At 42.9% G+C, this 19,400-nt stretch carries 19 protein-coding genes; 1 reads left to right on the forward strand and 18 read right to left on the reverse strand.

Annotation, left to right across the window (positions count from 1 at the left end; genetic code table 11):
• Positions 1–178: 178 nt before the first annotated feature.
• The 15 genes from KJS58_RS02560 to gpr all read right to left on the reverse strand — a co-directional run bounded on the left by KJS58_RS02560 (position 179) and on the right by gpr (position 15,382).
• Complete coding sequence (locus KJS58_RS02560; protein WP_213530139.1) at positions 179–856, reverse strand: site-2 protease family protein; 678 nt, start codon at positions 854–856, stop codon at positions 179–181.
• Between the two features lie 3 nt (positions 857–859).
• Positions 860–1,822: a 50S ribosomal protein L11 methyltransferase gene (gene prmA, locus KJS58_RS02565; RefSeq protein ID WP_213530141.1), complete on the reverse strand. Its 963-nt coding sequence runs from the start codon at positions 1,820–1,822 to the stop codon at positions 860–862.
• Between the two features lie 165 nt (positions 1,823–1,987).
• Positions 1,988–2,185, reverse strand: a complete 198-nt coding sequence (locus tag KJS58_RS02570) for a YfhD family protein (protein WP_213530143.1) — start codon at positions 2,183–2,185, stop codon at positions 1,988–1,990.
• Between the two features lie 31 nt (positions 2,186–2,216).
• Entirely contained in the window at positions 2,217–2,579 is a 363-nt protein-coding gene (locus tag KJS58_RS02575; RefSeq protein ID WP_213530145.1) for a hypothetical protein, read from the reverse strand.
• Positions 2,580–2,718: 139 nt separating this feature from the next.
• Positions 2,719–3,843, reverse strand: a complete 1,125-nt coding sequence (gene dnaJ / locus KJS58_RS02580; protein WP_160034082.1) for a molecular chaperone DnaJ — start codon at positions 3,841–3,843, stop codon at positions 2,719–2,721.
• Between the two features lie 149 nt (positions 3,844–3,992).
• A complete protein-coding gene (gene dnaK, locus KJS58_RS02585; RefSeq protein WP_213530147.1) occupies positions 3,993–5,834 on the reverse strand; it encodes a molecular chaperone DnaK in 1,842 nt (613 codons plus the stop codon).
• A gap of 398 nt (positions 5,835–6,232) precedes the next feature.
• Positions 6,233–6,829 carry a nucleotide exchange factor GrpE gene (gene grpE, locus KJS58_RS02590; protein ID WP_213530149.1) on the reverse strand — a complete coding sequence of 199 codons (597 nt, stop codon included), beginning with the start codon at positions 6,827–6,829 and terminating at the stop codon, positions 6,233–6,235.
• Between the two features lie 196 nt (positions 6,830–7,025).
• On the reverse strand, positions 7,026–8,057 hold the full coding sequence (gene hrcA / locus KJS58_RS02595; protein ID WP_213530151.1) for a heat-inducible transcriptional repressor HrcA: 1,032 nt from the start codon (positions 8,055–8,057) through the stop codon (positions 7,026–7,028).
• A 132-nt stretch (positions 8,058–8,189) separates the two neighbouring features.
• Positions 8,190–8,351 carry a hypothetical protein gene (locus tag KJS58_RS02600; protein ID WP_213530153.1) on the reverse strand — a complete coding sequence of 54 codons (162 nt, stop codon included), beginning with the start codon at positions 8,349–8,351 and terminating at the stop codon, positions 8,190–8,192.
• A gap of 187 nt (positions 8,352–8,538) precedes the next feature.
• Positions 8,539–9,003 carry an N-acetyltransferase gene (locus tag KJS58_RS02605; protein ID WP_213530155.1) on the reverse strand — a complete coding sequence of 155 codons (465 nt, stop codon included), beginning with the start codon at positions 9,001–9,003 and terminating at the stop codon, positions 8,539–8,541.
• 75 nt (positions 9,004–9,078) lie between these two features.
• Positions 9,079–10,260, reverse strand: a complete 1,182-nt coding sequence (gene hemW / locus KJS58_RS02610; protein WP_213530157.1) for a radical SAM family heme chaperone HemW — start codon at positions 10,258–10,260, stop codon at positions 9,079–9,081.
• A 294-nt stretch (positions 10,261–10,554) separates the two neighbouring features.
• The gene (gene lepA / locus KJS58_RS02615) at positions 10,555–12,369 is read right to left on the reverse strand and encodes a translation elongation factor 4 (protein WP_213530159.1); all 1,815 of its coding nucleotides are present in this window, start codon (positions 12,367–12,369) and stop codon (positions 10,555–10,557) included.
• A 124-nt stretch (positions 12,370–12,493) separates the two neighbouring features.
• The gene (locus KJS58_RS02620) at positions 12,494–12,853 is read right to left on the reverse strand and encodes a DUF3679 domain-containing protein (protein WP_213530161.1); all 360 of its coding nucleotides are present in this window, start codon (positions 12,851–12,853) and stop codon (positions 12,494–12,496) included.
• Positions 12,854–12,882: 29 nt separating this feature from the next.
• The gene (locus KJS58_RS02625) at positions 12,883–14,169 is read right to left on the reverse strand and encodes a stage II sporulation protein P (protein ID WP_213530163.1); all 1,287 of its coding nucleotides are present in this window, start codon (positions 14,167–14,169) and stop codon (positions 12,883–12,885) included.
• Positions 14,170–14,380: 211 nt separating this feature from the next.
• The gene (gpr, locus tag KJS58_RS02630) at positions 14,381–15,382 is read right to left on the reverse strand and encodes a GPR endopeptidase (protein WP_213530165.1); all 1,002 of its coding nucleotides are present in this window, start codon (positions 15,380–15,382) and stop codon (positions 14,381–14,383) included.
• A gap of 198 nt (positions 15,383–15,580) precedes the next feature.
• Between gpr and rpsT the strand changes: the two genes are divergently transcribed.
• Positions 15,581–15,850 (forward strand): 30S ribosomal protein S20, encoded by a 270-nt coding sequence (gene rpsT / locus KJS58_RS02635; protein ID WP_160034046.1) that lies wholly within the window; start codon positions 15,581–15,583, stop codon positions 15,848–15,850.
• A gap of 230 nt (positions 15,851–16,080) precedes the next feature.
• Here rpsT and holA read toward each other — a convergent pair whose 3' ends face one another.
• From holA to KJS58_RS02650, 3 genes are all read right to left on the reverse strand, one after another.
• Positions 16,081–17,103 carry a DNA polymerase III subunit delta gene (holA, locus tag KJS58_RS02640; protein WP_213530167.1) on the reverse strand — a complete coding sequence of 341 codons (1,023 nt, stop codon included), beginning with the start codon at positions 17,101–17,103 and terminating at the stop codon, positions 16,081–16,083.
• A 303-nt stretch (positions 17,104–17,406) separates the two neighbouring features.
• The gene (locus KJS58_RS02645) at positions 17,407–18,765 is read right to left on the reverse strand and encodes a zf-HC2 domain-containing protein (protein WP_213530169.1); all 1,359 of its coding nucleotides are present in this window, start codon (positions 18,763–18,765) and stop codon (positions 17,407–17,409) included.
• Positions 18,766–19,311, reverse strand: a complete 546-nt coding sequence (locus tag KJS58_RS02650) for an RNA polymerase sigma factor (protein WP_213530171.1) — start codon at positions 19,309–19,311, stop codon at positions 18,766–18,768.
• Positions 19,312–19,400 lie beyond the last annotated feature (89 nt).

Genomic DNA, 19,400 nt, shown 5'->3' on the forward strand with positions numbered 1-19,400 from the left:
ATCTATGATCACCTGTCTTTTCATATCAATGGTTTAGATTAAAATACAGTGCTTGTCATGAAATGACCACATTACATGTTACAACTTTTCATGCCTTCTGACTACCCTTAAAAGACTGGCAGCAGTGACTTCCTGGGCTGTGTGCCCATCCATCCCTGCCACCCCTTCTTATCTATGATCAAGCAAAAATCGTCATGATCATATGTGCGATTCCCACATACCAACTCATTGACAACTCATATAGCGGAGTAATGGTGTAACGGCTCAGCGGGGTAATGACGAGAATCAAGAAAATCAACATAGACCATTGTTCCAATTTGTGCAGACTCATTCGCGCGGAAGGAGACACAAGTTCCTCGACAATTCGGTACCCGTCAAGCGGAGGGAGAGGAATAAGGTTAAAGAAAAACAAGAAAAAGTTCGTTACATTAAAAATAGAGAAAAAAGTGGAAATAGCAAAAACAATTCTTTGATTCTCGATGGATTCCATAACTCCAAACTGAACAAGAAGTGCATAAGTAATCGTACCGAGAACAGCAAGAAGCAAGTTGCTCAGAGGTCCAGCCGCTGACACAACCACACTCATCATACGGCGTTTCTCAAAGTTATCCCGATTTACTGGGATGGGACGTGCCCATCCAAATCCGGCAATGACAAGCAGCAACAGTCCAAAAAGATCAAAATGAACTGCTGGATTGAGTGTCATACGTCCGAGCAATCTTGCGGTTGGATCCCCAAATTTATTAGCAAAATACGCATGAGAAAACTCATGGACCGTAAATGCAATAATAATCGTCAGAATAAAGAAAGGAAGACGATCCAGGTCGTAGAAGAAAAACTGATTAAGAAAGTCCATTCTTTATTTCCTCGACACAAAAGCAAGCCAATCATCTTCACGGTGAATATCGATGATGTCGAAACCGGCTTCTTTCAGTGCTTTCTCTACAATTTCTTCTTTGTTTTTCCAGATACCCGAAGCGATATATAAACCGCCTGGTTTCAAGCCCTGATACACATCTCCGACAAAGAGCAAAATCACTTCAGCAAGAATGTTAGCAACAACCACATCAACAGGCATGCTTACTCCAAGTGCATTATCCTGTTTGTCCAGTATGGACAGCAGGTCACTTTCATAGACTGTAATGTCGCGTTCGAGTCCGTTCAGGCGGCTGTTTTCTTCGGCACTTTGCACGGCAACCGGATCAAGATCAAGCGCTAGCACATGTTTCGCTCCAAGTTTTACTGCACCAATCGCCAGAATTCCCGATCCCGTTCCTACGTCGATAATTTCCTCCCCGCCTTGGAGATATTGCTCAAGCGCACGCAGACATAGAGAAGTCGTTGGATGTGCTCCTGTTCCAAAAGCCATTCCTGGGTCAATCTCGATAATTTTCTCAGCAGGGCTTGCAGGTACGTATTCCTCCCATGTAGGCTTAATGACCAACTGATTTGATACTTTTAGTGGTTTGAAATATTGTTTCCACGCATTTGCCCAGCTGTCTTCATCTACTTGCTGTACCAAAATATCTGCCTTCCCAGCATCAATATTAAACTCCTTCAGTTCTTCGATCCGAGGATGAATGGTGTTCGTTACTTCTGTCATATCCACTGTATCTGCAAAATACCCTTTAATCACAGCTTCGCCTTCAGGAATATCGTTCAGCGGTTGATCATAAAGTTCTCCATACTCCGTTGATCTCTTTTTGTTCAGTGTCCCTGATTCTTCAATGGATACACCGCCTGCACCTGCTTCGTGCAGAAAATTGGAGATCATCTCCACGGCTTCTTCCGTTGTATGTATTGTTATTTCATTCCAGATCATAAGTTTATAATTTCCTCCCCTATCTTCATCTTTCTCATTGTACTATATATCCTGCAAAGAGCACAAAGACTCTATGTTCATCATGTTCACAGTTATGTCCAGGTGCTTATCAGATTATAGCAGCACATAAAAAAGCACCGGCCTTGAGCCGATGCTTCGCTTCTTCTATTTCTGTTTGAATCTGAAATCATGTAAATCTTTCGTTTGACGACGGTCCGCTGCCGCACTGCGGTTCAAAGCTTCAATATCTTCCATATCCGCTTCTACACTGCTGAATTCCACATCTTCAACCTTCGAGGATTGTAGTTCTTTTATTTTTTCTGTTTTTGTCATCACTTTATCAATCCGTTTATTATGTGACATTTGATCTTCCTCCTTACAATGAATTTTTGTATTAAATAAAGCCACCTGATTGCTCGATAATGGCTAGTGCCTCATGATGAGAAGATTCGTCAACAACCACAGTTAACAGAATATCTTTTCCTGTTGGACCACCTCCGCCTCCATCACTCATTCCGCTCGCTGTAACGTCGGCAGCGGCAAGAACTCCTGCATCTTTCGTAAACGTGCCATCCTGGGTCACAGAAGCCAAGCTGCTCATGGTACTTGTCAAAATCGGATCATTACTGCCTTCACCCGCATATCTGCTGAAACGGTCAATTGACATGTGTTCCACTTTTAATCCTTGCAGCTTTGCAGCAACGCTCTGAGCTTGTTCAGGGGTATTGAAGTAAGCGAGAATATTTTTTTCTGTCACGTCAGTACACCGCCTTTTTTTCATCTCATAAGGAATCCAATGATCATGTAAAGTTCAAGATTAGAATACCGCATAACCCGTTTTTTTATACGCAAAAAAGACTGCTCATTCTTAAGATGAACAGTCTTTTTCCTACCTATTAATCTCCACGAAACGCACGTTTTACACGATCAAAGAAAGATTGCTCATTCTCATGCGTTTGTTCTCCGTTCAGTGCAGCAAATTCACGAAGCAAATCTTTCTGTTCTTCGCTTAGTTTGCTTGGAGTGACAACGACAACTTTTACATGCTGATCTCCTTGGCCGCTTCCGCGAAGATGAGGAACACCTTTTCCTTTGAGTCGGAAATAAGTTCCGGTCTGCGTACCTGCCGGGATTTTCAGCTTCACTTTTTCTCGCAAGGTCGGAATTTCAATCTCATCCCCAAGTGCGGCTTGCGCAAACGTCAGTGGAATTTCACAGTAGATATCATTTCCTTCTCTTTCGAAGAAGTCATGTGATTTCACACGAATTACGATATATAGATCGCCCGCAGGACCTCCGCGTAATCCACCTTCACCTTCACCACTCATACGCAGCTGAGCACCATCATCCACACCTGCAGGAATCTTAACGTGAATCTTGCGTTGTTTCCGAACTTTACCGCTTCCTTGGCAAGTCGTACATTTTTCCTTAATGATTTTCCCAGAACCTCCACAGTTGGAGCAAGCACGGCGATTCACCATACGTCCGAATGGAGTATTCTGTACCACCTCTTCTTGACCGCTGCCATGACATACGGAACAAGTCTCTGGTTTCGTTCCTGGTTTTGCACCGGAACCATGACATGTATCGCAGCTCTCTGTCCGCGGGATCGTAATATCGGATTCTTTACCGAATACCGCTTCCTTGAACTCAATAGTCATCGTGTACTGAAGATCATTACCTCGCTGCGGTGCATTTGGATCTCTCCGTCCGCCGCCTCCGCCGCCAAAGAACATATCGAAAATGTCGCCGAATCCACCAAAGTCTTGAGCTCCGCCAAAGCCGCCCATCCCTTGATTCGGATCGACATGACCATATTGATCATATGTTGCCCGCTTCTGTCCGTCACTAAGAACGTCATAAGCTTCTTTTACTTCCTTGAATTTCGTTTCCGCATCGGCTGCCTTGTTCACATCCGGGTGATATTGACGGGCCAGCTTACGGTATGCTTTTTTAATTTCATCTTCACCAGCGTTTTTACTAACGCCTAGTACCTCATAGTAGTCACGCTTATCAGCCACTCTTCCACCCCCATACCTTTTACAAACATAACTATAAACATAACGTATATACGTGACAAAAGGAAGAATCAAAGCACGAAATTACTCCGGCTTTGACCTTCCCATGCTTGTCACTTGTAAGGCTTATGATCGTTTTTACAAACGATTATTTATTTTTTATCCTCATCTACAACTTCATAGTCAGCATCAACGACATTATCGCGTCCGCCTGCATTTTGCTGTGCGTCTGCACCTGCACCTTGCGCTTCAGCTGCTTGCTGAGCTTGCTCATACAGTTTTACAGACAGTTGCTGAACGATTTCAGTAAGTTCCTCTGTAGCTGCTTTGATTTCTTCAGCGTTATCGGACTCAAGCGTTTTTTGCAGTTTTTCTTTCGCTGCATTCGCTTTTTCTACTTCGCCTGCATCTGCTTTTTCGCCGAGGTCTTTAATTGTTTTATCTACAGAGTAGATTAATTGGTCAGCCGTATTTTTCACTTCAACAAGTTCTCTGCGTTTTTTATCTTCTTCTGCATGAAGTTCAGCGTCTTTCATCATTTGTTCAACTTCTGCATCTGACAAACCGCTGGAAGATGTGATTGTGATTTTTTGGGTTTTATTTGTACCTTTGTCTGTAGCAGATACGTTAACAATACCGTTCGCATCGATGTCAAAAGTAACTTCGATTTGAGGTACACCGCGTGGTGCTGGAGGAATATCTCCCAGCATAAAGCGTCCGAGTGTTTTGTTACCCGCTGCCATTTCGCGTTCCCCTTGAAGTACGTGGATTTCAACGCTTGGTTGGTTATCCGCATAAGTAGAGAACACTTGGGATTTACTAGTTGGGATCGTTGTGTTACGTTCGATCATTTTCGTAAATACTCCGCCTGCAGTTTCAATACCAAGGGACAATGGAGTTACGTCAAGAAGAACAACGTCTTTTACGTCCCCAGTAAGTACGCCGGCTTGTACTGCTGCACCAAGAGCAACAACTTCGTCTGGGTTAACGCCTTTATGAGGGTCTTTACCAGTGAGTCTCTTAATTGCTTCTTGTACTGCTGGGATACGAGTCGATCCACCAACAAGTACAACTTTGTCGATATCGTTAGCTGTCATACCTGCATCACTCAAAGCTTGACGAGTTGGGCCGAGTGTACGCTCTACCAGGTTCGCAGAAATTTCTTCGAATTTCGCACGAGTCAAGTTCATTTCCAAGTGTTGCGGTACGCCGTCTGCTACCGTAATGAACGGAAGGGAAATTGTTGTTGTCAGTACGCCGGACAACTCTTTTTTCGCTTTTTCTGCAGCGTCTTTCAGACGTTGTACAGCTGCTTTATCTTTGCTCAGATCAATACCTTGATCTTTTTTGAATTCACTTACCATGTAATCAATGATGACTTGGTCAAAATCGTCACCACCAAGGCTGTTGTCACCGCTGGTTGCTTTTACTTCGAAGAATCCATCACCAAGTTCAAGGATAGATACGTCAAACGTACCGCCGCCTAGGTCATATACAAGGATCGTTTGATCTTCGGATTTTTCAAGACCGTAAGCAAGTGCTGCAGCTGTTGGCTCGTTGACAATACGAAGAACTTCAAGACCTGCAATTTTACCAGCATCTTTTGTTGCTTGACGTTGACCGTCATTAAAGTAAGCTGGAACTGTGATAACCGCTTGAGTTACCGGTTGGCCTAGATAAGCCTCTGCATCAGATTTCAGTTTTTGCAAGATCATTGCTGAAATTTCTTGAGCGGAGTAATCTTTTCCATCAATTGTTTCTTTATGGCTCGTACCCATATGACGTTTGATAGAGCTGATCGTACGATCAGGGTTTGTGATTGCTTGACGTTTTGCAGTTTCACCTACAACACGTTCACCATCTTTTTTAAAACCTACTACGGAAGGGGTAGTACGTCCGCCTTCTGGGTTAGGGATGACTACAGCTTCGCCGCCTTCCATAACTGCTACGCAAGAGTTTGTGGTTCCAAGGTCAATACCAATAACTTTACTCATGGATAATATCCTCCTTCTGTATGTGCAGGCTTTTAAGGCCCATTTATTCAATGTATATCATTCGTAGAAAGTCAGTGACTTACCCCGAATTATTTATTGGAAATCTATAAACATGTAAAACGTTGAACACGTTAGAACATCTAAGTAATACATGTGAGACATTCAAAATGTTAAAACATTAAAGATTAGAATCATCTGAAACATTTAGAACATTTAGAACACAACATTAAAAAGATTAAAAACATTAAAAACACAAAAAGATTAAAAAGATTTAAAACATTCAAACACAGAGTATAAACATTTCATGCAGTCTTTTCGACTGGCACCGAAATGTTCATACCTAAGTTTATGTCAATCAATGATTTCGCCATTCTTTCGAATGGCTTGGATCATTGATTTTACATACTTACTTTAACCATCGCAGGGCGAAGTACTCTATCTTTAATCATGTAGCCTTTTTGTACTTCTTCCACTACGAATCCTTCTTCATACTCATCACTTTCAACCTGCATGATCGCTTGGTGGAATTCCGGATTAAACGGCTGACCCACCGTGTTCATAACAGTAAGACCCTCCGCTCCGAGGACACCCTCCAGCTGGCGGAAGATCATGTTCACTCCTTTAATCAAGGAGTCCGTATCTGTATTAGAATCAGCAGTGCTCATCGCACGTTCAAAGTTATCAATGACAGGTACAAGTTCAGTGATCAGCTTCGTCGTAGCATACTTCGCTAGATCTTCCTTCTCCTTTTGAGTACGGCGACGGAAGTTATCGAAATCAGCTTGTGTACGTAAGTAACGTTTCTCGTTCTCTTCAGCAAGTGCTTTGAATTTAGCAACCTCAGGATCAAGTACCTCTGCTTCAGTTCCCTCCTGTGCTGATTCAGCAGAATCATTCACCGGGTTTTGTTCCTCTGCAGCTTGATCAGCTTCATTCACTACGTTTTCTTGCGGAGTGTTTTCTTCTTTGTCTACAAATGTTTGTTCATCTTTCAAGATGTTCACCTCCTTAAAATAGGAATAAGTCTACTACTCTGATAACGCGGTCCTCTATTCATTCCACATAAGAACGATACAGACCTGCGTTAGTCCATAGATTTCATTATTAATCGAATCTTGTCTATTCTAAACAGGGCCTATATTTAAAAGAAGACAAGAATTAGAATTACCAACTGACTATTTCTCATCACAATTATTTAAAACGATGCGTTAACACGGCGGTCAAATCTTTAGATAACACATTAAGAATACTGATCACTTTCGCATATTCCATACGAGTTGGGCCCAAGATTCCAATGGTCCCAAGAGCCTCACCTTCTACAGAATAAGTCGCTGTAATCAGACTGCAATTGGAAAAGGCTTCATGCTTATTCTCGGTGCCGATCCGAACCTGTACACCTGTTGTACCCATCTTAGGTGTCATCATTTTCAGCATGGTCGGTGTCTCTTCCAAAAGATCGAAGATATCTTTTACTTTCTCCACATCTCTAAACTCCGGCTGGTTGAGCATATTCGTTGTACCGCTGAGATAAAGACGATGGTCGGATTCTCCATCGAGTGCCGAGTCAAGCAAGTGCATAAACCCTTCATAATGGGAGATGTGTTTCTCCATCTCTTTTGCAATCTCGGTGTGCAGTCTAGCTTTCAATTTATATAAAGGTACTCCCACCAGTTTGCTGTTCAGCAAATTCACTACTCGCTCCATCTCAGATAATGGAATGCCGGGAGGAAGACTAACGGTCTTATTCTCCACTTGGCCTGTGCTGGTTACGATAATCGCCACTGCTAAATTCTCACCCAACGGTAAAAGCTGAAAATGACGAAGCGAGGTATGAAACACCTCTGGACCCAGCAGGATCGAAGTATAATTGGTCATATGAGATAGGATGGTCGAAGCATGCTGAATCACTTGTTCCATCGCATTTAATTTTTCAGCGAAAAAAGATTTGAGCTGTTGAAGCTCAGAGGGCTCCGTTTCATTCCAGGGAACCAAATGGTCAACATAATAACGATATCCTTTATGTGAAGGAATGCGGCCGGCAGATGTATGCGGCTGCTCCAAAAATCCCATTTCCTCCAGGTCAGACATTTCGTTACGGATTGTTGCCGGACTAAATCCAACATCGCCCCTTTTTGAAATGCTACGGGATCCCACGGGTTCCGCCGAACGGATATAATCGTCAACAATAGCATTCAAGATCAGTCGTTGTCGCTCGGTTAACATACGTGTGCCCCTCCCTAAATTAAATGTGGTGTTTTTCATCGTTAGCACTCAACTCTAACGAGTGCTAATCAATAATACAAAAATACCAAACAGACCTGAACGTTGTCAAGTCAGTTTGGTCTTTTAAGATACCTAACTCACACCTATACCAGCACTGATTGCAAAAATAGTGATAAACACAAGCAGACCAAGTGTAAGCCATTTTTTATTCCACTGTTCCAGGACCATAGATAATAAGATGAAAAAGAAAAAAATAGCACTGCCAATCAGACCAATATATGCAAGCATCTGCATAGAGCGTTATCTCCTTTTCAGACGGTATTAGTAAACATACCCTCCTACTATATCAGCCGCTCATGAGGCGTCTGTTACATTTATCACAATTTATACTTTAACCAAATGCAGGCTTTGGATGCATAATAGCCGCGAAGGAAATCAGAATAAAACTCTTCTTTTTCCTCCGCAGCTAATTGGTCTGCTTCTATTCACTTAGTATTTTTAATACGGCAATTTCGTCACAGCAACTTTGTTTACTGCAGTGAACGCAATCCGTCCATACCTTTTCCGGGAAAATCTCTTTGCTTACAATAGCGAAACCATTCTTTTCGAAAAAAGATACCTCATACGTAAGAGCCATGATTTTCGGTATTTGAAGTTCTCTGGCTTCCTCTACAAGTTTGTCTAACAGCAAGGAACCAATCCCTTGGCCTTTGTGACCCTCCGAGATTCCAAGCGATCTGACTTCCACCAGATCATTCCCCAATTGGCATAAAGAGCCGCATCCAACGACGTTTCCATCGACTTCAGCCACAACAAAAAGATCTATCTGCCTCTCCAGCACGTCTCGCGAGCGGGGAAGCATAATTCCTCTCTCTGCATAGCCTTTAATCATCAGGTATAATGAATCAACATCTTCGGGCGACGCTTTTCTGCATACCGCGGTCATGATTTTCTCTCCTCCTATGTATGATCCATCAATATTTGTATAAATATACAACATGACGCATAGAAGTTCAAGATATTATTTAACGGTTATCGCACCTATGAATTCCGCAAACACTTCATTCCCGTACAGGACTCCCTGGCTGCTTAAGCGATACATGTCACCTTCCGCTTCCAAGAGCCCTGCATGCAACATTTTATGCAGTGGTTTGGCAAATATGTCTTCCATCTTCACATTAAATTGCTGTTCAAATCGTGTACTTGAGACACCCTCTAGCATACGAAGCCCTACCATCAAGAAATCTTCCATTGCTTCTTCTCTAGTAATAGTGAAGGTTTCAAGCCGCGGCAGTCCTTTTTCAGTCGCTTCATTGTAAGGATTAACCCCGCGAACATTCATATGGCGCTGTCTTTGGACGTATCCATGAGCTCCCGCTCCAAGACCATAATAATCTTCATTTCTCCAATAAGTAATATTATGACGGCTTTCTTTGCCTGGTTTAGCAAAGTTACTAATCTCATATTGATTGTATCCCGCTTCCTTCATACGTTCCATTAACAAGAGATACATTTGAAGTTCATGATCTTCACTTGGCAGCGGCAGCTGGTTCTTTTGGAACATGGTGTGGAATAGTGTATTCTCTTCAACTTTAAGTCCGTAGATTGAATAATGGGGAAGATCCAGTTCCAGCGCACGTGTAATACTGTCAGAAAGCATCTCTACCGTCTGATTTGGCAAACCAAACATTAAATCAATAGAGAGGTTCGTCAGACCGGTTTTGCGTGCATTTTCAAGACTGCGATATACATCATCTATATTATGGATGCGGCCGATCCCTGTTAACAGTTCATTTTGGAAAGCTTGTACTCCAAAACTAACCCGGTTTACTCCGCCTTCTTTCATTACTGCCATTTTCTCTAGATCCGTCGTACCTGGATTTGCTTCCATTGAGAATTCAATGTCGTCTGACCAGTTAGGGAAATAAGTACGAACTGTTTTCAAAAAATAAGCCATTTCATCCGGTTTTAGTACAGTAGGTGTACCTCCCCCGACAAAAATCGTTTTAATCTCACCCGGAGGCGTTTGTGTTACTGTATATTCCATCTCCCGCTCGAGCGCTTCTAAATATTTCATAACCGGCTGATCTTTCAGAACATACGAGTTGAAGTCACAGTAGAAACATTTATTGGTGCAAAAAGGAATATGAATATACACCGCTTGAGGTGCGGATTGTTGCCCAGCTAGCTTCTCGTGAGTCACGCGGGTATACCCCCTTATATTTATACATCGTGTAAGGAATCATTGTATCGTTATTATAGAAAAAAGGAAAGCCAGCGCGGCTTTCCTTTTCGAATGCTTAACATGAAAAGACTACAATCGTACAATCATGCGTAACTTTTCCTAATGCAAGATTGAAAGAATTGTTCAATCATTCATTCACAATTTTCATGGTGCCCGAATGAGTCAATCGTACAATCAACCATTCATGCACACTATTCGTGGTGCACCGAATGGTTGATTGTAGGTCAAATGAGATGTCTTAAAAATTGATGATTAATCATCAATTTTTAAGACGGCCATAAACGCTTCCTGCGGAACCTCAACATTACCAACCTGCTTCATCCGCTTCTTACCTTCTTTTTGCTTCTCAAGCAGTTTCCGTTTACGTGAAATGTCACCGCCGTAACATTTAGACAGCACGTTTTTACGCATCGCCTTAATCGTCTCCCGCGCTACTACTTTCGTACCTACGGAAGCCTGAATTGGCACCTCAAACATTTGACGTGGAATAAGTCCGCGCAGCTTCTCACAAATAACCCGGCCGCGTTGATATGCACGTTCGCGGTGAACGATAAAGGACAGAGCATCAACCTGCTCTCCGTTCAGCAAAATATCCATCTTCACTAGGTTCGACACGCGATACCCGCAAACTTCGTAATCGTAGGACGCATATCCCTTTGTGCTTGATTTCAACTGATCAAAGAAATCATATACAATTTCCGCAAGCGGAATCTCATACGTAATCGTTACACGGTTCGCATCGAGATACTCCATGTTAAGGTATTCTCCACGTTTGTTCTGGCAAAGTTCCATAACCGTACCTACATAATCATTCGGTACAATAATATCTGCCTTTACATATGGTTCCTCGACATGATCAATTCGTCCGATTTCCGGATAATTGGATGGGTTATCAATCTCGATCACTTCACCATTCGTCAGCTTAATGCGGTAAATAACGCTTGGTGCTGTCGTAATGAGTGGAATGTTGAATTCTCGTTCAATCCGCTCTTGAATAACATCCATATGAAGCAGTCCCAAGAATCCACAACGGAAACCAAATCCAAGTGCGCTGGATGTTTCCGGTTCAAAGCTAAGGGATGCATCATTAAGTTGCAGCTTCTCTAATGCTTCTCGTAGATCATTATAGTCCGATGTCTCAATTGGGTAGAGACCGCAGTATACCATCGGATTGATTTTACGATATCCTGGCAATGGTTCTGGCGCAGGGTTCTTGGCATCGGTAATTGTATCCCCGACACGTGTATCTCCGACATGCTTGATTCCTGCTACGACAAAACCTACATCACCAACGTTAAGCTCGTCCACAATCGTCATACGCGGCATAAATGAGCCAACTTCAATGACTTCAAAAGTCTTGTTCGTTGCCATCATTTTGATCTTCGAACCGGCTTTGATCTTCCCGTCAACGACGCGAATATATACAATAACCCCTTTATAAGGATCATAGTGCGAGTCGAAAATAAGTGCCTTCAGCGGCTTATCTGGATCGCCCGTAGGTGCAGGAACCCCCGTAACAACTTGCTCGAGAATCTCCTTGATTCCAATTCCTGCTTTCGCAGAAGCGAGAACCGCATCACTTGCGTCAAGACCAATTACATCTTCAATCTCCTGTTTAACCCTATCCGGGTCTGCACTTGGAAGATCGATCTTGTTAATAACCGGAAGGATCTCAAGGTTATTATCAAGTGCCAAATACACATTCGCCAGCGTCTGAGCTTCAATGCCCTGTGCCGCATCCACCACAAGAAGCGCACCTTCACAAGCAGCAAGACTTCTCGATACCTCGTACGTAAAATCGACGTGTCCCGGTGTATCAATCAGGTTAAGAAGATATTCTTCACCGTCATCTGCTTTGTAAGTAAGTCGCACCGCTTGCAGTTTAATGGTAATCCCGCGTTCCCGCTCCAGATCCATCTGGTCAAGTACCTGCTCCTGCATTTCGCGCGAAGTCAGTGCACCCGTGTACTCTAGAATACGGTCAGCCAAAGTAGATTTACCATGGTCTATATGTGCAATAATACTAAAGTTTCTAATTTTTCGTTGTCTTGCTTGAATGTCTGTCATGCCTTACCCCCACAAACAGCCTAATGTCAATCATCTCATTATAGCAGTAAGCGGAACAGCCTTCAATAAGAGGAGAGCCAAAGTTGTTCTTATCAGGAAAATCTCCTGTTTTTTCCACGATTATCTAATCCGTTATACCGTTAAATAGCGAAACCACCCAGCGAATCCCGCTTTGGGAAGCTTGCTGCAAGAGTCCGGCCGTCTTTTCCGCAAATCGATCGACTGCCGGTTCTTTTCCCGGTTCGGTTACGAGTACCTCTCTCGGGGTAATGACCTGTGGTCTAGTCTGTACTATTACCGGTTTTTCCTCTAATAATACGGTTTCCTGCTGCATTACTGGCTTTGTTAATTCCCCGGCAGATGGCAATTCTGTCCCTTGCTCATCCACTTTATCAAGACCTGATCCAGCGATCTGCATTCCAAGCAGTATTCCAAATAGGATAAGTACCATAAACATGAATAATCTTTTTGCAAAAGAGGTCATACTATTTCCTCCGTCCATGAATTCGTGGTCTAGCCCTTATTTGAACTGCTTGGATTCTGATCTGTGCTTGCTTTATCGATCTTCTGGTCTTCCATATATACTTCCGCGATAATGTCTGCCAAAGCTTCTGATGTACGTTTAAGCTCTGCATCGGTATTATCAATACCGCCAATCTCTATTAAAATACTGTTCTCGGACAAGGACTGGTTATATTCACCATTGTTTCCTCCTCCGCCATTCTTTCCCCATACCCCTCTTGAAAGGCCTGGGTACAATTTTTCCATTTTTTTATGGATTTTCGCTGCATAAGCTTCGTTCTTTTCCCAATTGGGATTATCATGACCAATGATGAAAAAGACTTTGGCATAGCTCTTTCCGTTGATCGTTGCTGTTGATTTATCGTGCCGAGAAGAATCCCGATGAATATCGATGAGATACGTAAGATCATCATTCGCGGCCATTGCTGCTTTAACCGTTTCTCTTGAATATTTATAAGAATAATTCCAGTTGTAATCTTTTTTCGTAGCTACATAATCTTCTGTCTCATGGACAACACCAATCCCTTGTGACTCCAGCCGCTTCATAAGGTAACTTCCTGGCAAAAACACATTTGCACTTGCTTTCGGGGAGGAAGGGTTATTGCTCTTCGTTCCCAGCAGCGGATTATAGGCTTCATGCGGGTGAGTATGATAGATGAGCACCGTTTTCTTTTTTGCTTCAGCAGGGCTCTGATTTTCCGTAACCTTACCTGGTACTTCTGTGCCAGGATCGGTGTTACTAGGAGCCGGTGACTCACCTGGATCAGGACTCGGTTCAGGATCAGGTTCAGCTTGGCCTGGTGTTTTCCCGCTGGACTCAGCAACGTACCCTGGATCAGGCTGATAGTCTTGCGGAGCCTCTGCCTTCTCGTTGCCTGAACCAATACGCAGCAGTACCGGTTCGTTAGTCCCCATACCTGGAACCTGACTTGCAATAAGGCTTTTCGGATTCAGTGGATCTACACCTGTTAGCATTTCAAACACAAAGGAAGTGATTTGTTCCCCCGTTATTTCGGATTGTTGCTTGCCCTGAGCAAGATGAGGCAGTTCCATTCCGAGCATATCCATGAAAATCCCGCTTGATATTGAACCTGCAAAACCTTTCATGGACGATATGGAAGAGGTATTCAGTTTTCTCTCCGCCATCCCTCCAAGACCTAACACAACAAAAAATAAAGCGGAAACCATTATAAGCAGCATGAGTGCTTTTCCTGTTGCTAACATCCTAAGAACGCCAGCTCTCCATTTTGCCACATTCCATGTTTGTATTTTATTCATTCGAACTTGTCCACCTCCGTAAGCACTTATAGCCGAAAGTAACGTCTATGCTTTTCGTTATGAGCGTAAGAGATTCACCCGTCCTTCTTGCAAATCTCTCATACTTCAAAACTATGAACCGGAGGAAACAAGTAGAACTAAAATAATAGAAACAAAAAAGAAGACCGATAGATTCGGCCTTCTGATTCGGTCTTCACTTCGCCATTCTTTGTTAGTGGGTATAAGAAGCTACGTTACTAAGATCAACGGCTTCATGAAGTGCCGCATTTAGTCCGCTTGCAATAATATTTGCGATATCTTCAATAAAATCATCGATTTCTTTTGGTGTGACAATCAGATCATGACCAAGCGGCTCAAGTACTTCTTTAACGAGACCCAGTCGCTCCTGTTCACTTATATCATTAAGTACACCAAGAATTTGACGACCGGAGTTTGTTTCTTTGGCAAAATGAGCCTTCATCAGCTCAAACGTTGTATTCACGATAGTCGAAGCGTAACAAACGGTTGGTACGCCAATGGCTATACATGGAACACCTAAAATTTCCTTTGTGATTCCTTTTCGTTTGTTACCAATTCCGGACCCAGGGTGAATGCCAATGTCGGCAACCTGAATCGTCGTGTTGATGCGTTCGAGTGATCTGGAAGCAAGAGAGTCAATCGCGATGATCAGATCCGGTCTTGTTCGCTCCACAATTCCTTGCACCGTCTCGCTGGTTTCAATCCCGGTCAGGCCAAGCACCCCCGGAGCAATTGCACTTACATTTCGGTATCCTGGGGAAACCTGGTCTGGCATGAGTTCGAAATATTGACGAGTCACCATCGTATTCTCAACAACCAGCGGACCCAGTGAATCCGGGGTGACATTCCAGTTACCTAACCCAACTATTAGCACCTTAGCCGTTTTCGATATTCCAATTTTCGCAATAAAATCTTCCATTTCTTTCGTGAACGTGGCCGTTACTTTCTCCTGAAGTGTCGTATCACCATTGCGAAGTTTTGGAACTTCCAGTGTGACATAGTGTCCAATAATACGTCCGATTCGATTCGAACCTTCTTCATTCAGTACATCTAGTCTGGTAACTTTGATATCTCCAAACTGCTCTACTTCTTCCTCTACGCCCGGAATGGGGGAACGATCATGCATTTGAGCCAGTTCTCTAGCTTCGACTGCTAAATCAGTACGTACGCCATATTTTTGCAAATCCAGTGTCATTTGGTTATGATCCTCCCTCAAAATACAGATATCTTGTAGTTTGTGACAACGGCCTTTAATTATTCAATTGTTTTTCCAATTTTGTTTTGTAGGCTTATCTCATGTTATCCTTGCTTTTTAAGGGGGCTCGTGCTAGAATATTTTAAGTTGTGAAAGGTTTGTATTTCATAAGTATTGCCTTAACAGGAGGTGAATGTAATGCCAAACATCAAATCCGCTGTAAAACGCGTGAAAACAAATGATAAACGTCGTGCTTTGAACGCGTCCCAGAAGTCTGCTCTTCGCACTTCCGTTAAAGCTGCTGACCAAGCTCTGGCTACTAACGAAGTTGAAACAGCTAAAGCTGCGATTCAAGCTGCTTCCAGAAGCCTGGACAAAGCTGTAACTAAAGGTCTTGTTCATAAAAATGCTGCAGCTCGTAAGAAATCCCGCTTGGCCAAAAAATTGAACGCTCTTACTAACGCGTAAGCAGCGCTTTCCATAACGACTAGGCAAAAAACCTGAACAGCTCTGCTGATCAGGTTTTTTTAGTATGTCCTCCATCCGCAAGAAATACTTATCTTCTTTTCTCTCCCCTTAAACTGAGCCGAACCTGGCATAATCAACTAAAAAACAGCGCCGAAGAGACGCTGTTTCGATCTGTCTAGTATTTTTCAAGATAAAAAGAACAGGGAGTGAATAGATACTACTCAGGCGAGTTACGAATTACTTCCAAGTCTTAGTAAAAATAACTCTAAGCCAAGCACTTTATCGATAGCCCCTGTTTTCATCTGATAATCAAGATCAGCAAGGGACTTCAAAATGAGCCGAAGCCGGTCTGCTGGGAATTTTTTTGACTGCTCCCCTGCTATTTTGACCGCATAGGGATGCAGCCCGAGTTGACTTGCGATTTGCTGCTGTGAATAGCTTTGTGCTCCCAGCTCTTTCACTTGCAAAATAATCCGGAATTGTCTTGAGATCAGGGCGGCAATTTTGATGGGTTCTTCTTTTTGCTTCAGGAGTTCATAGAAGATGTCCAGTGCTTTTCCTAATCTAAGATTCGCAATATCTTCGACCATGGCAAAAATATTTTGTTCCGTATTTCGAGCGACCAGATCCTCCACATTCAGCTTGGATAAAGTTCCTCCCTCACCCGCATACAAACAAAGTTTGTCTACTTCGGCTGACAAGGTCTGCAGGCTTGTACCTGCACGCTGTATAAGAGTCTCCGCTGCTTCTTGTCCCATCGTTACCTTACGGCTGGCTGCTTGCTTCACTAGCCAACTCGTCAGTTCTTCTCCATGTATCGGTCCAAAAGAGAGCACAGTCGCTTTACTCTTCGTCGTTTTCACAATTTTTTTACGTTCGTCAAGCTTCTCTCCCTGTACCAGGAAAACAAGAATGCTGTAATCCACAGGATTATCAAGATAGGTAATTAATGTCTCCATCTTGTGCTCTATTTTTGTATCTTTCCCCGCTGTAAATAAATTCTGATCCCGAACAAAGATTAACTTGCGGGGAACAAGAAAGGGAACCGTCTCTGCTTCTTCAATGATCTGTTCAATCGGGGTTTCTGCCGTATCATAAGAAGCCATCGCAAAATCACGATGTTCTTCTTCAATAAGCTGTTCCTTAAGTATATCGGTAAACTGTTTAATACTATATTTTTCAGTTCCGTACAACAAGTATACGCTAGCCGGCTCTCCCTTTCGAATCGCTTTAACGGCCGTCTTTACGTCCATTCACGTACACACCTCCATCCCTTCTATCCTATCAGAAATTAAGGAAACAACAAAGGGACCTGTTCTGCTAATTTCAAGCAGAACCAGGTCCCCATGTCAACGCATCTATATAAACGAAGGTCCGAATAATGGCTCTAGAAACCATCCGGCCCGCGGTCATACGACGCTTTCCCTTAAAAACTCCGTATAAGGAGTTACCCTATACATATTCATACCAGGTGCTTATGGTGCTTGAATGATGACTCTATTTTCATCATTCTTATCATTTGTGCTATAGTCTATTTCTATTAGATCATTCAGAAGCTACCTCTTGTTGTCGGTGGATTGTGTTTCAGTTTGCGAAGAAGAATGGGTGGTGCTACTGTCTTCTATCTTTTCAGCTGGTTTTTGATCTTCCTTGGTAATGCCATAACTATACTTCGTCGCTTTTCCGTCCTGCTCTATTTCGTAATGATAGGTCAAGCTATCTTCTGACCAGCTGCCTTTTACGAAGGTAGATTGAATCTCAATCTCTTGCAAAAGTATTCTTTGGTCTTTCTTTGCCCCGTCCAGACGATAAATACTCAGCTTCTTGTCTTTATAACCTGCCAAGTAAAGCCCGTCAGGGGAAAGCCATTTCGGTGAGACCGAAGTTGCTAGACTTGGAAAATTCTCATCCAAAGAGAGCATACTTATGCTTGAGGTATCATCACTGCTGAGCGGCTCTTCACTCTCCGTATTGGAAACACTTGTGTCTGGCACTAGAGACTTTTCTGTTTCTGGCGGTGTTTTTTGTGAAGCAGGATCTTCTTTAGAAACAGTTCCTTTGCTGTCCAATTTTGGATTCTCAGTCTTCTTGTTAGAAGTACCTGAAGAAACCGAATTGTTTGATGAAGGTGCAAATTTATCATTATTTTTATCTAATGAAGAATTCGGTACCGCTTTCTGATCAGCTGATGGATTCTCTTTTGGCGCAGCAGAATTAGGAGAAACAGACTTGGATTTATCAGGATCCGTAGTGATTGAACTGGATTCATCCGGATTTGCAGGCACACTAGCGGGTGCCGGCTGCCCTGCGTCCACATTCGGTTTTGCTTGTGAATTCGCCTCAGAAGACACCTCGGAATCAGGTTTCTCTAGTCCCGGCTTCTCATCAACAGGTTGAGGAGAGATCGTATTTTCTTCTTCCTGAATTCCCCCGCCACTTCCCGTTACTGTGCTCGGTCCGAGCTCATTTAAGCTGTAGTTCTTATCGATCTCCGCCTGATTTAATTCTTGCGGCTGATGTTGATACACAGCAACTCCAAGAACTACAGCTGCCGCTGCTGTACCCATAAGTATTCGTCCCAATCGGGTCTTCCTAAAGCTTCTTGAAACATTTCCGGTATGCACAGACAGAGGTATCATATTATCCTCTTTTTTCATTTCTTGAATGGTGCTGCCTTGCTCTTTACGACCTCGATCTATCTCATCAAGCTGTGGCATAATTCGATCTACCAAGCTGAACGGAGGAGATACATCCGGCAATTTTTCGAGATCGTGAGATAGTTTTTGAAGAATTTGAAACTTTTCAGAGCAGCTATCGCATGTTTTTATATGTGCTAGTAACTCTTCTTTCTCTTTATCATTCAGATCATGATCAATATATCGGTGCATACGCTCTACCACCTCTTGGCATCTCATCTACGTTACACCACCTTTCTGATACTCCTGTAGTAGATTTTGCAATTGCTGTCTTGCCCTAAACAAATAAGATTTCACCGTATTCAGCGGCAAATCCAAACAGTCTGCAATTTCATTGTAAGAGAGTTCTTGCAAATACCTGAGTACAATAACCGTGCGATGATGCTCGGGGAGTTGACTGATCGCCTCTTGTACATCTTGTGAAACATAAGTAAGCATCACTTCATGTTCTACATCTTGACGTCCCTCAAATACCATCTCATGTTCATCAATCGAAACCGTAGGCTTTGTTCTTCTGAATTTATCTATACAAATATTTGTTACTATACGCTGTACCCACGTTTTAAACTGTGCTTTTTCTTCGTACGAGTTGATCTTGGTATATATTCGAATAAGTGCTTCTTGTGCAGCGTCTAGTGCATCTTGTTCATTATTTAAAATATAATAAGCAGTTTTGTAGACGTGCTGTTCTATATCTCTCAATAGGGTAATTAATGCGTCGCGATCGCCTGATTGAGCGGCTCTGATGAGTCCCTGCTCTACCACAAAGGATCCCCCTCTCCTTGTATCTTTACTGACGTGCCACAATATAAAATTGTTGCAACATTATGCCAAATTTATACGTTTTATTATCA

Source organism: Paenibacillus sp. J45TS6 (assembly GCF_018403285.1).
Classification (GTDB): Bacteria; Bacillota; Bacilli; order Paenibacillales; family Paenibacillaceae; genus Paenibacillus.